Annotated in this window: 9 protein-coding genes; 5 read left to right on the forward strand and 4 right to left on the reverse strand. The window is 74.8% G+C overall.

All coding sequences use genetic code 11. The features are described from left to right. Nucleotides 1-68 precede the first annotated feature (68 nt). Nucleotides 69-2,522, forward strand: a complete 2,454-nt coding sequence (gene pcrA, locus ACH414_RS16875; protein ID WP_382532375.1) for a DNA helicase PcrA — start codon at nt 69-71, stop codon at nt 2,520-2,522. Between the two features lie 76 nt (nt 2,523-2,598). On the opposite strand, the gene ACH414_RS16880 is transcribed toward pcrA, so the two are convergent. Then, complete coding sequence (locus tag ACH414_RS16880) at nt 2,599-4,086, reverse strand: peptidoglycan DD-metalloendopeptidase family protein (RefSeq protein WP_398942226.1); 1,488 nt, start codon at nt 4,084-4,086, stop codon at nt 2,599-2,601. Between the two features lie 276 nt (nt 4,087-4,362). After that, entirely contained in the window at nt 4,363-5,151 is a 789-nt protein-coding gene (locus tag ACH414_RS16885; RefSeq protein WP_398942227.1) for a lipase family alpha/beta hydrolase, read from the reverse strand. Nucleotides 5,152-5,390: 239 nt separating this feature from the next. Here ACH414_RS16885 and ACH414_RS16890 point away from each other — a divergent pair, with 239 nt between their 5' ends. After that, nucleotides 5,391-5,798: a cobalamin B12-binding domain-containing protein gene (locus tag ACH414_RS16890; RefSeq protein ID WP_382532371.1), complete on the forward strand. Its 408-nt coding sequence runs from the start codon at nt 5,391-5,393 to the stop codon at nt 5,796-5,798. Between the two features lie 52 nt (nt 5,799-5,850). Here ACH414_RS16890 and ACH414_RS16895 read toward each other — a convergent pair whose 3' ends face one another. Further along, entirely contained in the window at nt 5,851-7,578 is a 1,728-nt protein-coding gene (locus ACH414_RS16895; protein WP_398942228.1) for a DUF5691 domain-containing protein, read from the reverse strand. 73 nt (nt 7,579-7,651) lie between these two features. Further along, nucleotides 7,652-8,995, reverse strand: a complete 1,344-nt coding sequence (locus ACH414_RS16900; RefSeq protein WP_398942229.1) for an SWIM zinc finger family protein — start codon at nt 8,993-8,995, stop codon at nt 7,652-7,654. A gap of 138 nt (nt 8,996-9,133) precedes the next feature. Between ACH414_RS16900 and ACH414_RS16905 the strand changes: the two genes are divergently transcribed. From ACH414_RS16905 to ACH414_RS16915, 3 genes are read left to right on the forward strand one after another with little or no spacing between them, the layout of a single operon-like run. Further along, the gene (locus ACH414_RS16905; RefSeq protein WP_382532365.1) at nt 9,134-10,255 is read left to right on the forward strand and encodes an AAA family ATPase; all 1,122 of its coding nucleotides are present in this window, start codon (nt 9,134-9,136) and stop codon (nt 10,253-10,255) included. Continuing rightward, on the forward strand, nt 10,252-12,654 hold the full coding sequence (locus tag ACH414_RS16910; RefSeq protein WP_398942231.1) for a DUF5682 family protein: 2,403 nt from the start codon (nt 10,252-10,254) through the stop codon (nt 12,652-12,654). Before ACH414_RS16905 ends, ACH414_RS16910 begins: the two co-directional genes overlap by 4 nt. Then, nucleotides 12,651-13,799, forward strand: coding sequence for a VWA domain-containing protein (locus tag ACH414_RS16915; protein ID WP_382532361.1), 1,149 nt, complete (start codon nt 12,651-12,653; stop codon nt 13,797-13,799). Before ACH414_RS16910 ends, ACH414_RS16915 begins: the two co-directional genes overlap by 4 nt. The last annotated feature ends 193 nt before the right edge of the window (nt 13,800-13,992 follow it).

Here is a 13,992-nt window from a genome sequence, read left to right on the forward strand (position 1 = left end):
CGTGAGTTCACCGTCACTTCCGGGGACGGGGACCGACTGTCGGTGCCGCGCCCTAGACTCGATAGGCGATGAGCAACAGCCTCTTTGACGACAGCTTCCTGGCGAGCCTCCAGAACCACTCGGAGGAGCCTCCGCCCCCGCCCGAGGACCACGAGCCCGGTGCCCCGGCCGCGGAGGAGGTTCCGCACGACCTCTTCGGGGAGCACTGGGACACGCCCCCGGCCCAGAGCGGGGGAGCGTACTACCGCGACGGAGCCCCCCGGCCCGTCGTGGACGCCGCCGCGCTCCTGGAGGGGCTGAACGAGCAGCAGCGCGCCGCCGTCGTGCACACGGACACCCCGCTGCTCATCGTCGCCGGCGCCGGCTCGGGCAAGACGCGCGTGCTCACCCACCGCATCGCCCACCTCCTGGGCACCCGGCACGTCCACCCGGGCCAGATACTGGCGATCACCTTCACCAACAAGGCCGCCGGCGAGATGAAGGAGCGCGTCGAGCAGCTCGTCGGCCCGCGCGCCAACGCCATGTGGGTCATGACCTTCCACAGCGCGTGCGTCCGCATCCTGCGCCGCGAGTCGAAGAAGCTCGGCTTCACCTCGTCCTTCTCGATCTACGACGCCGCCGACTCCAAGCGCCTGATGGCGCTGGTCTGCCGCGACCTGGACCTCGACCCGAAGAAGTTCCCGCCGAAGTCCTTCAGCGCCAAGATCTCCAACCTGAAGAACGAGCTGATCGACGAGGAGACCTTCGCCGACCAGGCCGCCGACGGCTTCGAGAAGACCCTCGCCGAGGCCTACCGGATGTACCAGGCCCGGCTGCGCGAGGCCAACGCGCTGGACTTCGACGACATCATCATGACGACGGTCCACCTGCTCCAGGCGTTCCCGGACGTCGCCGAGCACTACCGCCGCCGCTTCCGCCACGTCCTCGTCGACGAGTACCAGGACACCAACCACGCCCAGTACACCCTGGTCCGCGAGCTCGTCGGCACGGGATACGAGGACCTCGGCCCGGCCGAGCTGTGCGTGGTGGGCGACGCCGACCAGTCGATCTACGCCTTCCGCGGCGCGACCATCCGCAACATCCTCCAGTTCGAGGAGGACTACCCGGACGCGACCACGATCCTCCTGGAGCAGAACTACCGCTCCACCCAGACGATCCTCTCGGCCGCCAACGCGGTCATCGAGCGCAACGAGTCCCGCCGCCCCAAGAACCTGTGGACCAACGCGGGCGCGGGCGCGCAGATCACCGGCTACGTCGCGGACACCGAGCACGACGAGGCGCAGTTCGTCGCCGACGAGATCGACCGGCTCACCGACACCGGCGAGGCGAAGGCCGGCGACGTCGCCGTCTTCTACCGCACCAACGCGCAGTCCCGTGTCTTCGAAGAGATCTTCATCCGGGTCGGACTGCCCTACAAGGTCGTCGGCGGCGTGCGCTTCTACGAGCGCAAGGAGGTCCGCGACGTCCTCGCCTATCTGCGCGTCCTCGCCAACCCCGAGGACACCGTGCCGCTGCGCCGCATCCTCAACGTGCCCAAGCGGGGCATCGGCGAGCGCGCCGAGGCGATGATCGACGCCCTCTCCCTGCGCGAGAAGATCACCTTCCCGCAGGCGCTCAAGCGGGTCGACGAGGCGTACGGGATGGCGGCCCGCTCGGCCAACGCCGTCAAGCGCTTCAACACGCTCATGGAGGAGCTGCGGACCATCGCCGAGTCGGGCGCCGGACCGGCCGTGGTCCTGGAGGCCGTGCTCGAACGGACCGGCTATCTGGCCGAGCTGCAGGCCTCCACCGACCCGCAGGACGAGACCCGCATCGAGAACCTCCAGGAACTCGCGGCGGTGGCCCTGGAGTTCGAGCAGGAGCGCGGCGAAGAGCCCGCCACCCTGGCCGAGTTCCTGGAGAAGGTCGCCCTCGTCGCCGACTCCGACCAGATCCCCGACGAGGACGAGGAGGGCTCCGGGGTCATCACCCTGATGACCCTGCACACCGCCAAGGGCCTGGAGTTCCCGGTCGTCTTCCTCACGGGCATGGAGGACGGCGTCTTCCCGCACATGCGGGCGCTCGGCCAGACCAAGGAGCTGGAGGAGGAGCGCCGCCTCGCCTACGTGGGCATCACGCGCGCCCGCGAGCGGCTCTATCTGACGCGTTCCTCGATGCGCAGCGCCTGGGGCCAGCCCTCGTACAACCCGGCCTCGCGCTTCCTGGAGGAGATCCCGGCCGCGTATCTGGAGTGGAAGCGGACCGGCGCCATGGCCAAGCCCGCCGGGCCTACCTCGGGGATCACCTCCTCGCTGTCCTCCTCGCGCGCCCGCTCCGGCCCCTCGGGCTTCGCCACCCGGCGCACCAGCGACAAGCCGGTGATCTCGCTCCAGGTCGGCGACCGGGTCACCCACGACCAGTTCGGTCTGGGCACGGTCATGGCGGTGCAGGGCGCGGGCGCGGACGCGCAGGCGACGATCGACTTCGGCGACGAGAAGCCCAAGCGTCTGCTGCTGCGGTACGCGCCGGTCGAGAAGCTGTAGCGGCCCGCCGCGCCCGCCCACGGGAAGGGGCCCCGGCCGAATGGCGGCGGGGCCCCTTTCTCGTACGCGCGTGGCGTCAGCTGGTCGGGTCGAGACCGTGGCTGAGCAGCCAGGGCAGCGGGTCGATCGCCTGCCCGCCGTTCGGCCGGACCTCGAAGTGCAGGTGCGGGCCGGTGGAGTTGCCGGAGTTGCCGGAGTACGCGATGACGTCGCCGGCCTTGACCTGGCCGGAGCGGATCTTGGTGCTGCTGAGGTGGCAGTACCAGGTCTCGGTGCCGTCCGCGGCGGTCACGATCGCCATGTTGCCGTAGGCGCTGTTCCACTGGGTGCGGATGGTGCCGTCGGTGGCGGACATGACCTTCGTGCCGTACTGCACGGGGAAGTCGATGCCGGTGTGCACGGACATCCAGTTGACGCCGGACTGGCCGAATCGGGCGCTGAGCTGGTGCAGCTTCACCGGGAGCAGGAACTTGGGCCGCAGGGCCTCCTTGCGGGCCGCCTCCTCCTCGCGCTTCTTCTTCTCCGCCTCCTGACGAAGGCGCAGGTCGATGCGCTCCTGGGTGCGGCTGGCGCGGTCGCCGAAGTCGCGGGCGTCGGCGCTGAGCGCGGCGAGCTGGGTGTCCAGCTTGCTGTTGGCGGCGACCTGCTTCACGGAGGCCGGGTCGGCCGCGGCGAGCGTGGTCGTGTCGTCCTTGGTGTCCGCGCCGGAGTCGGTGAGTCCGCCGACCGAGGCGGCGGCGATGCCGGCGACGCCCATGACGCAGGCGGACGGGACGGCGACGGTCAGGAGCGCGGACCGCTTGGCGGGCGTACGGCGCCGGCCGCGGCTGCCGCCGGAGGAGCGCCGCACGGGGCGGGCGGCCACGGGCGACAGCTCCTCGGCGCCGGGCGCCGGGGCGAGTTCCTGGTCGAGCGCGAGTCCGATCATGGTCTCGGCGTCGTGGAAGGCGTGCGGCTCGGGCTCCGCCTCCGGCTCGTACGCGGGGACCTGCGTGGTCTCGGAGTAGTCGAGGTACTCGGCGTGCTCGGCGCCCGGGGCGTACGCGCCTTCCGGGGTGTACGCGCCTTCCGGGGCGTACGCGCCTTCCGGGGTGTACGCGTCGGCGTCGAACTCGAACTCGGCGGTGTGCTCGGGGCCGGTGGGCGTGTACTGCTGCGGGACGACCGGCTCGGGCGTCGCGGCCTGGTTCCAGGCGGTCGCGGCGGTCATGTCGTACGTCCCGGTCTCGAAGCCGGGCGTCGTCCACTGGCCGGTGGTGTCGTAGGAGGCGAAGGCCGCGGCCTCGGTCTGCTGGGCCTCGGTCCAGGCGGTGGCGTCCCACTGGCCGGTGGCGGTGTACGAGGCGTCGTAGGCGCCCGTGTTCCACTGGCCGCTGTAGTCGGCGTGCCCGGCGTAGGTGCCGTGGGCGTGGGGGTCGGCGTATCCGCCGTACATGCTCTGACCTGCGTCGTGACCTGCTGCGTAACCGGCGTCGTACGTGCCGAAGAGCGGGTCGACGGTGAAACTCCCGGTGGTCTGGGTGCCGTCCGAGACGTACCCGGCGTGGGGGTGCTGGTCGTTCACCAACTTCTCTCTCGCCTCGGGAGCAGGGGGCCAAGCGGTGGCCGTGACTGTACCCGGCGGTATGCGCGCCCGACAATCTTCCGGGGGTTTCGAGCCGCCAGGAAACGGGCAATCGGCCGTCTTTCGGCGGGTAGCGGAGAGAGCTTTGGCTCTGTGTTCGAGGAACGTTCGAAGAACAGGTGCCGGTCGGCGGGCTGCGGGCCGGGGTGTGGGTGGGCGGGCCGGGGGTGTGGGCCGGGTTGTGGACGGCGCTGCGGGCGGGCCCCCGACGAGCCGTCAGGCCACCGAGCTCGCGCCGGACGCCGCGCCCGGCGCCCCGGCGGCCGGGTCCCCGTCCAGCGCGTCGAGGATCCCGGCGGCGACCGTCGGGTGCACCGGCAGGGCGAGATGGCCGATACCGCTCACCCGCACGTTGTGGACCAGCAGATCCGGGTGGTCGAGGCGGGCGGTCTCCGCCGGCACCATCACCTGGTCCAGATCGCTCCAGAAGCTCACGAAGCGCGTCCGGATGCCCGGCGCGGGCCCCGCGAGCTCGCGCAGCACCTCCGAGCCCGGCCGCATCTGGCGCACCAGGGGATGCGCGTCGGCCAGCGGCACGAACCTGGTGCCGGAGTGCGGGGTGCCCAGCATGACCAGGGTGCGCACCCGGGCGTCACCGCCGAGGCGCTGCACGTAGTAGCGGGCGATCAGGCCGCCCAGACTGTGGCCCACCAGGTCGACCTCCGCGTGTCCCGTGCGGGCCTGGAGCTCCGCCACCCGCCGGCCGAGCAGCTCGGCGGCGGTCCGCAGGTCGCAGGTGAGCGGGGAGTAGTCGAGCGACTCGACGCAGTCGCGGCCGTGCCGGGCCAGCGCGCGGCGCAGCAGCAGGAAGACCGAGTGGTTGTCGACGAAGCCGTGCAGCAGCACGACCGGGCGGGTGCTGCTGCCGACGTCGCCGGCGGGGCGCGACGGGCGCCGTTCGGCAACGAGGCCGGAGGGGTAGAGCACCAGACGACCGGTGAGGACCGCCAGCTCGAGGGCCGCGGCCTTCATCCGATCGGCGACAGCGCCGGGAAAGAGCTGCATCGCCGGCCTCCGTCCCGGTACGGCGGTGCGCCGCACCTCCGTGCCGTGCGGCTGGCGGCGCGGTGGTACGGCGACCCCGTGGCGGCTCCTTCGCGGAGGGGGCTCCGCGGAGCGAACAATGTCCCACGTGTGATTTCCCCCTCGCTGTCCACCGTGAAACGGTCGCTTGCGGGATGCTGGCGATAACGTTCGTTCACTTTCCCGCGGCCAGGCGCGGGGGTCGCATGTGGAGGCACTGAATGGGTGTGACCGGTCCGATCCGAGTGGTGGTGGCCAAGCCGGGCCTCGACGGCCACGATCGCGGGGCCAAGGTGATCGCGCGGGCGCTGCGCGACGCCGGCATGGAGGTCATCTACACCGGGCTCCACCAGACGCCCGAGCAGATCGTGGACACCGCGATCCAGGAGGACGCCGACGCGATCGGCCTCTCGATCCTCTCGGGCGCGCACAACACGCTGTTCGCGAAGGTGCTGGAGCTCCTGAAGGAGCGCGACGCGGAGGACATCAAGGTCTTCGGCGGCGGCATCATCCCCGAGGCGGACATCGCGCCGCTGAAGGAGAAGGGCGTGGCCGAGATCTTCACCCCGGGCGCGACGACCGCCTCCATCGTGGAGTGGGTCAACGCGAACGTCCGCGTCGCGGCGTGACGCGTAGGGGCTCATGGGGACGGGCGGTGCGCGGTGCGCGCCGCCCGCTCCGTCAGCGCCCCGATTCCCCGGATTGCTCGGATTCCCCCGGTTCCCCGGATTCCACTGACTCCCCTGGTTCCTCAGCTTCCGCCGATTCCCCGGCTTCTCCCGATTCCCCGGCTTCTCCCGATTCCGCGGAGTCCTCGGCTTCCCCCGATTCCGCCGCCAGCTCCGCGTGCATCGTCGCGCGGAGCTCCAGCGTCGCCACGAGCCGCTGGAAGGCCTCGGACCAGTAGCCGCCGGCACCCGGGGAGGCGTCCTCCGTTTCGTCCGGGAGCGTGGTCAGGGCGGCCAGCTGGGGAGCGGCGTCCGGGGAGAGGCAGCGCTCGGCGAGCCCCATCACCCCGCTGAAGCTCCAGGGGTAGCTGCCCGCGTCCCGCGCGATGTCCAGCGCGTCGACCACCGCCCGGCCGAGCGGCTCCGCCCACGGCACCGCGCACACCCCGAGCAGCTGGAACGCCTCCGACAGGCCGTGCGCCGCGATGAACGAGGCCACCCAGTGCGCCCGCTCCTCCTCCGGGAGCGTCGACAGCAGCTTGGCCCGCTCCGCGAGCGAGGACGTGCCGGGGCCGCCGGCCTGGGGGGCCGCGGGGGAGCCCAGCAGGGCCCGCGACCAGTCCGCGTCGCGCTGCCGCACCGCCGCCCGGCACCAGGCCGCGTGCAGCTCGCCCTGCCAGTCGTCGGCGACCGGCAGGGCCACGATCTCCTCGGGCGCGCGCCCCGCGAACCGGGCCCGCCAGCAGTCCAGCGGCGCGGCCTCGACGAGCTGGCCGAGCCACCAGGACCGCTCGCCCCGGCCGGTGGGCGGCGTGGCCGTCACCCCGTCGTGCTGCATGCCCGCGTCGCACTCGTGCGGTGCCTCGACGACGATCGCCTCCGCACCCTCCGTACGGTCCAGGGAGACGCACGACACGGCCCGCTCCGCCATCCGCGCGGCCAGCGCCGAGCCCGGCAGCGCCGAGAGCAGCTCGGCGGCCGTCGCCCGGACGTTGCGGCTGCGGTCCGACAGCGCCGCCTCCAGGAACTCCTCGTCCGCCGCGGACAGACCCGCGCGCAGCGAGTCCAGGAACATCAGCCGGTCCTCCGCGCGCTCCGTGCCCCACGTCGAGGCGAGCAGCCGGCGCCCCTCGGCGGGGTCATCGGCCCGCACGGCCGCGAGCAGCGCCACCCGCTCCGCGAACAGGCCCTCCTCCCACAGGGCCGCGACGGCCTCGGCGTCGCCGGGGGCGGGCAGCGCGCCGCCCCCGCCGGAGCCGCGCAGCGCGAACTTCCACTCCGCGTTCAGCCGGGCCAGCCACAGCCCCCGCGGCCCGGCGAAGGCCAGCGCCTGGGGCCGCAGATCGGTCCTGGCACGGGCGGCGTCGAGGAGCGCGGGCAGTGCGGCCGCCGGTGCGCGGTAGCCCCGCTCGTGGGCGGCGGCCAGCCACTGGGGCAGCAGCTCCGTCAGATCGGGCGCCGCCCCGCGCCGCCCCCCGGACGGCGCGGGCGCGGCCCGGCCCGCGAGCAGCCGGGCCAGCCGGCGTCTGGCCGCCGCCGGCAGCGGTCGGCGGCCGTCCTCCGGGGCTGCCTCCAGCGGCGGCGCGGCGGGCCCGGGCCGCAGCCCCGCCCTGCGCCGCACGGTGTGCACGGCGGCGGCGTCGAGCAGGGCGACCGGCGCCGCGTCCCCGGAGGCGCCCGGGTGCGGTCTGCGGTCGGTGCCCAGCAGTGCCGAGGTGACGAGCTCTTCCCAGGCGTCCATGGCCGCCATGGCCTCCTCCAGAAGTGTGGGTCAGGGTCGTTCCGAGACGGGTCGGGGGCGTGCGGACGGGGCGTCAGACCAGCGGCACCGTCTCGCCCGGGGCCTCCGGCGACCAGGCGGCGAGCGGGGTGAAGCCCTGATGGCCGCACTCGCCGAAGACCGTGAGCGGGCCGCCGCCCGACAGGGCCACCAGACGCCACAGGCCCGGCCGGGCCTGCGCCGCGCGGGTGAGGGGCACGGCCTCCCGCTCGTCGCCCCCGGCGCACCCGGCGTCCGCGAGCTGCCAGCCGTACTCCGCGCGGGCCGGGGCGACCTCGGTCAGGGTCACCGGCCAGGCGTCCAGCCACGGATCGTCGCGCAGCGCGCGCCCGTACGCCGTGAGCGCGGCGCCGACCGTGCCGCCGGCGGGCGGGGCACCGGCGGGCGCGGCCACGCCGAACTGCTCGACCAGCTCCGCGCGGAGCCCGCCCCCGCCCTCGTACGGCCGCAGCGCCGCGTCGAGCACCGCCCCCACCGGGAAGGCGTGCTGGGGGGCCCGGCCCCCCGCACCGAAGGAGAGCAGCAGCGCCGTGCGCCCGCCGGACTCGCCGTGCAGCCATATGCGACGCATCGTCAGCTTGCCGTCGGCGGAGTCGTGCTGCGCGAGGACCAGCCAGCGGTCCCGCAGCACCGGGCCCTCCGGCGGGGCCGTGAGCCCCACCCGGGTCCGCACCGTCGCCGCCAGCGGGGCGGGCAGCCGGTCCGCCGACAGCCAGGCCCGGTCGAGGAGATGGGTCAGCGCGCACTCCTCCAGGAGCCGCACCGGCCAGCCGGGACCCGAGCCCGATATCGCCCCCAGCTCCCGCACCCGGCCCGCGAGCCCCGGCGCCTGCGCGTCGACCATGCGGGCCGCCGTCTCCTCCCACAGCCCGTACCCCGACTGCTCCGCCGCGGCGAGTCCGCCCCGCAGCAGGTCGGCCAGGCGCTGCTCCAACTCCTGCGCACCCGCGGTCACCCGGGCCGCCCGGCGCTCCGCACGGCGGCGCGCCGCCTCCGGGTCGGCGGGGCCCGCCTCCGCCGCGGCCCCGGCGGCCGGTGTCCGCTCGCGCCGGGCCGCGAGCCACTCCTCCGCCCAGTCGGGGACGCCCGCGGCCGGGGCGCCGCCGCCGGCCCACAGCAGCAGCAACCCCAGCGCGTGCTTGCACGGGAACTTCCGGCTCGGGCAACTGCACCTGTACGCCGGGCCCGTGGTGTCCACCACCGTGCGGTACGGCGTCCGCCCGCTGCCCTTGCACAGGCCCCACACGGCACCCCCGGCGCTCCCCGCGCCCGACCAGGGTCCGGCCGAGCCCAGCTTGCTTCCCGCTCTGCGTGAGGCGTCGTCAGGAGCCAGTGCCAGCACCTGATCCACCGTCCAGAGCGCCCCCTGTTCGTTCATGTGACCGACCGTACGACCCTTCACTGACAACGGCCACCACCTGCGGTTTCCCCCGGCCGGCAGGCGACCGGGGCCGATTGTCAGTGGGATGGTGCACCGTGGATCGCACAGCAGGTCGAACGATCTGGAGGGGGACCCATGACCCTGCCCGAAACCACCACGGACGCGCCCACCACCGGCGGCCAGGCCCTGCGGCCGCACGCCGAGGACGCCTTCGCCCATGAACTCGCCGCGCTCGCCGCCGCGGACGACCGGCCGCGCCCCGCCCGCTGGCGGCTCTCGCCCTGGGCCGTCGCCACCTATCTGCTCGGCGGGACGCTGCCCGACGGCACGGTGATCACACCCAAGTACGTGGGACCGCGCCGGATCGTCGAGGTCGCCGTCACCACTCTCGCCACCGACCGCGCCCTGCTCCTGCTCGGCGTCCCCGGCACCGCCAAGACCTGGGTCTCCGAGCACCTGGCCGCCGCCGTCAGCGGCGACTCGACCCTGCTGGTCCAGGGCACCGCCGGCACGCCCGAGGAGGCGATCCGCTACGGCTGGAACTACGCGCAGCTGCTCGCCCACGGCCCCAGCCGGAGCGCGCTCGTGCCCAGCCCCGTCATGCGGGCCATGGCGCGGGGCATGACCGCCCGGGTCGAGGAGCTGACCCGCATCCCCGCGGACGTGCAGGACACGCTCATCACCGTGCTCTCCGAGAAGACGCTGCCGATCCCCGAGCTCGGCGAGGAGGTCCAGGCCGTCGGCGGCTTCAACCTCATCGCCACCGCCAACGACCGCGACCGGGGCGTCAACGAGCTCTCCAGCGCCCTGCGCCGCCGCTTCAACACCGTCGTGCTGCCGCTGCCCGCCACCCCGGACGCCGAGGTCGACATCGTGGCGCGGCGCGTCGACCAGATCGGGCGCTCGTTGGAGCTGCCGGCCGTGCCGGAGGGCGTCGAGGAGATCCGCCGCGTCGTCACCGTCTTCCGCGAGCTGCGCGACGGGATCACGACGGACGGGCGCACCAAGCTCAAGTCCCCCTCGGGGACGCTGTCCACGGCCGAGGCGATCTCCGTCGTCACCGGCGGCCTCGCCCTCGCCGCCCACTTCGGCGACGGCGTGCTGCGCTCCGCCGACGTCGCCGCGGGCATCCTCGGCGCGGTCGTCCGCGACCCGGCCGCGGACCGCGTCATCTGGCAGGAGTACCTGGAGACGGTGGTGCGGGAGAGAGACGGCTGGAAGGACTTCTACCGCGCCTGCCGCGAGGTGACGGCGTGACCCGGAGCGCCGCCGGTCCGCTGCTGCTCGGCGTGCGGCACCACGGGCCCGGCTCCGCGCGGGCCGTGCGCGCCGCGCTGGAGGCGGGGCGGCCCAAGGCGCTGCTGATCGAGGGGCCGCCCGAGGCGGACGGCCTGGTCGGGCTCGCCGCGCAGGAGGGGATGCGCCCGCCCGTCGCGCTGCTCGCGCACGCCGTGGACGACCCGGGGCGCGCCGCGTTCTGGCCGATGGCCGAGTTCTCTCCCGAGTGGGTCGCGATCCGCTGGGCGCTGGGACACGGCGCGGAGGTCCGCTTCATCGACCTGCCCGCCGCCCACACCCTCGCCGTCACCGAACCGCTCCCGGAGGGGCACCCGGGCGACGCGGACGGCACGGACGGCACGTCCGACGGGCCCGGCGCGGACGGCGAGGGCCCCCAGGACGCCGCCCGCGGCCGGGGCCTGCGCGTCGACCCCGTGGCCGAGCTCGCCGCCGCCGCCGGGTACGAGGACGCCGAGCGCTGGTGGGAGGACGTGATCGAACTGCGCGGCTCCGCCGACCCGTTCGCGCCCTTCGACGCCCTCGCCGAGGCGATGGGCGCCCTGCGCGAGGCGTACGGGCACGGCGGACACCCGCGCGACCTGGTGCGCGAGGCGTACATGCGGCTGCAGCTGCGCGCCGCGCGGAAGGAGTTCGGCGACGACGTCGCCGTCGTCTGCGGCGCCTGGCACGTGCCCGCGCTGCGCCGGGCGAGCACCGTCACCGCCGACCGGGCCCTGCTCAAGGGCCTGCCCAAGGTCAGGACCGAGCTCACCTGGGTGCCCTGGACGCACCGCAGGCTCGCCCGCCGCTCCGGCTACGGCGCCGGCATCGAGGCACCCGGCTGGTACGCGCACCTGTTCACCGTCCCCGACCGGCCCCTGGAGCGGTGGATGACCAAGGTCGCCGGGCTCCTGCGGGCCGAGGACCTCGCCGTCTCCTCCGCGCACGTCATCGAGGCCGTCCGGCTCGCCGACACCCTCGCCGCGATGCGCGGCCGCCCGGGCGCAGGGCTCGCCGAGACCGGCGACGCGGTGCGGGCCGTGATGTGCGACGGCTCCGACGTCCCCCTCGACCTCGTCCGCGACCGGCTCGTCGTCGGGGACGTCCTCGGCACCGTCCCCGACGGAGCCCCCGCCGTCCCCCTCCAGCGCGACCTCTCCCGGCTCCAGCGCTCCCTGCGCCTCAAGCCCGAGGCCGAGCAGCGCGAGCTGGAGCTCGACCTCCGCAAGGACAACGACGCGGCCCGCAGCCGGCTGCTCCACCGGCTCCGGCTGCTCGGCGTCGACTGGGGCGCCCCCGCCACGGGACGCGCCTCCACCGGCACCTTCCGGGAGAGCTGGCGGCTGCGCTGGGAGCCCGAGCTCCATGTGCAGGTCGCCGAGGCGGGGGTGTGGGGCACCACCGTCGAGGCCGCCGCCACCGCGCGCGCCGAGGCCAGGGCCGCCGCCGCGCAGGACCTCGCCGCACTCACGGCCCTCGCCGAGCAGTGCCTCCTGGCCGGGCTCTCCGAGGCCCTGCCCGCCGTCCTCGGGGCGCTCGCCGACCGCGCCGCGCTGGACGCCGACGTGGCCCACCTCGCCCAGGCCCTGCCCGCCCTCGCCCGTTCCCTGCGCTACGGCGACGTGCGCGCCACCGACACCACCGCGCTCGGCGAGGTCGCCGCGGGACTCGCCGAACGCGTCTGCGTCGGCCTCCCGCCCGCCTGCACCGGCCTCGACACCGACGCCGCCACCGAGATGCGCGGCCACCTCGACGGCGTCCACACCGCCGTCGGGCTGCTCCACGACGCCACCGCCGGGCCCGCCGGCGACGGCGACGACCCGGCCCCCGCGACCCCGGGCGCGGCCCCCGCGACCCCGGGCGCCGCCACCCTCGTCGACCGCTGGGCCGCGGTGCTCCGCCGGCTCGTCGGGCGGGAGCGGGTGCCCGGCGTGCTGCGGGGGCGGGCCGCCCGGCTCCTCCTCGACGAGGGGCGGCTCGACGAGGACGACGCCGCCCGGCTGATGGGGCTCGCGCTGTCGCCCGGGACGCCACCGGCCGACGCCGCCGCCTGGATCGAGGGCTTCGTCGGCGGGGCCTCCGGCGGCGGGCTGCTGCTCGTGCACGACGAGCGGCTGCTCGGGCTCGTCGACGGATGGCTCCGCGCCGTACCGGACGAGGCCTTCACCGATGTGCTGCCGCTGCTGCGGCGCACGTTCTCGGCGTACGAGCCCGGGGTGCGCCGCACCCTCGGCGAGCTCGTCGCCCGCGGCCCCGCGGCGGGGCCGGCCCGGCCCGCCGCGGCGATACCGGGCTTCGCCACCGCACCCGACCAGGAGCGCGCCGACGGCGTCCTGCCCCTGCTGCACCTCATCCTCGGCACGGAGGTCCCCGCATGAGCCTCACGGACGACGAGCGACTGCGCCGCTGGCGGCTCGTCCTCGGCGGCGGCGCCGCCGACGGCACCGGCCACACCCTCACCGGCGTCGACGCCGCCATGGACGGCGCCCTCGGGGCCCTCTACGAGAAGCGCGAGGACCGCTCCGCAGGCCGCGACCGGTCCGCCGGGCTCGGCGGCTCCGCGCCCTCCGTCGCCCGCTGGCTCGGCGACATCCGTACGTACTTCCCCAGCTCCGTCGTCCAGGTCATGCAGCGCGACGCGATCGACCGGCTCGGGCTCGCCACGCTGCTCCTGGAGCCCGAGATGCTGGCGGCCGTGGAGCCGGACGTGCACCTCGTCGGCACCCTGCTCTCCCTCGGCAAGGCCATGCCGGAGACCACCAAGGACACCGCGCGGGCCGTCGTGCGCAAGGTCGTCGACGACCTGGAGCGGCGGCTGGCCACCCGCACCCGCGCCACCCTCACCGGCGCGCTGGACCGGTCGGCCCGGATCAGCCGCCCCCGCCACCGGGACATCGACTGGGACCGCACCATCCGCGCCAACCTCAAGAACTACCTCCCGGAGTACCGCACGGTCGTGCCCGAACGGCTCGTCGGCTACGGCCGGGCCGCCCAGTCGGTCAAGAAGGAGGTGGTCCTCTGCGTCGACCAGTCCGGCTCCATGGCCGCCTCCGTCGTCTACTCCTCCGTCTTCGGGGCCGTCCTCGCCTCCATGCGTGCCCTCGACACCCGCCTCGTCGTCTTCGACACCGCGGTCGTCGACCTCACCGACCAGCTCGACGACCCCGTCGACGTCCTCTTCGGCACCCAGCTCGGCGGCGGCACGGACATCAACCGGGCGCTGGCCTACTGCCAGTCGCGGATCACCCGTCCCGCCGACACCGTCGTCGTCCTCATCAGTGATCTCTACGAGGGCGGCATCCGCGACGAGATGCTGAAGCGGGTCGCCGCGATGAAGGCCTCCGGAGTGCAGTTCGTCTGTCTGCTCGCGCTCTCCGACGAGGGGGCGCCCGCCTACGACCGGGAGCACGCCGCCGCGCTCGCCGCCCTCGGCGCCCCCGCCTTCGCCTGCACCCCCGACCTGTTCCCGGAGATCATGGCCGCCGCACTGGAGAAGCGCCCCCTGCCGATACCCGAGCCTTGATCCGAGGCCGCGCCCGAGCTCTGGAACGAGCCCCGCCCCGAGAGCGTGTTCCGCCGCCCGCTGCGGAATCCGTCGCCGGCGGGCCACCCGGACGGGTGCGTGGAGCCCGACTGAGGCTCATATCACAATCGCGTCCCCGCGCCCCTCACCCCGCCGCCCGGCGCGCCGTGAGGGGCGCAACGCCCGCCCCCCG

The organism is Streptomyces sp. NPDC020422, from assembly GCF_044386705.1.
GTDB lineage: Bacteria > Actinomycetota > Actinomycetes > Streptomycetales > Streptomycetaceae > Streptomyces.

What these genes read in the sequence shown, in the direction of transcription:
- pcrA (WP_382532375.1), top strand. Translation starts at nt 69, where the DNA reads ATGAGCAACAGCCTCTTTGACGACAGCTTCCTGGCGAGCCTCCAGAAC.
- ACH414_RS16885 (WP_398942227.1), bottom strand. Translation starts at nt 5,151, where the DNA reads ATGCAGCTCTTTCCCGGCGCTGTCGCCGATCGGATGAAGGCCGCGGCC.
- ACH414_RS16890 (WP_382532371.1), top strand. Translation starts at nt 5,391, where the DNA reads ATGGGTGTGACCGGTCCGATCCGAGTGGTGGTGGCCAAGCCGGGCCTC.
- ACH414_RS16895 (WP_398942228.1), bottom strand. Translation starts at nt 7,578, where the DNA reads ATGGACGCCTGGGAAGAGCTCGTCACCTCGGCACTGCTGGGCACCGAC.
- ACH414_RS16900 (WP_398942229.1), bottom strand. Translation starts at nt 8,995, where the DNA reads ATGAACGAACAGGGGGCGCTCTGGACGGTGGATCAGGTGCTGGCACTG.
- ACH414_RS16905 (WP_382532365.1), top strand. Translation starts at nt 9,134, where the DNA reads ATGACCCTGCCCGAAACCACCACGGACGCGCCCACCACCGGCGGCCAG.
- ACH414_RS16915 (WP_382532361.1), top strand. Translation starts at nt 12,651, where the DNA reads ATGAGCCTCACGGACGACGAGCGACTGCGCCGCTGGCGGCTCGTCCTC.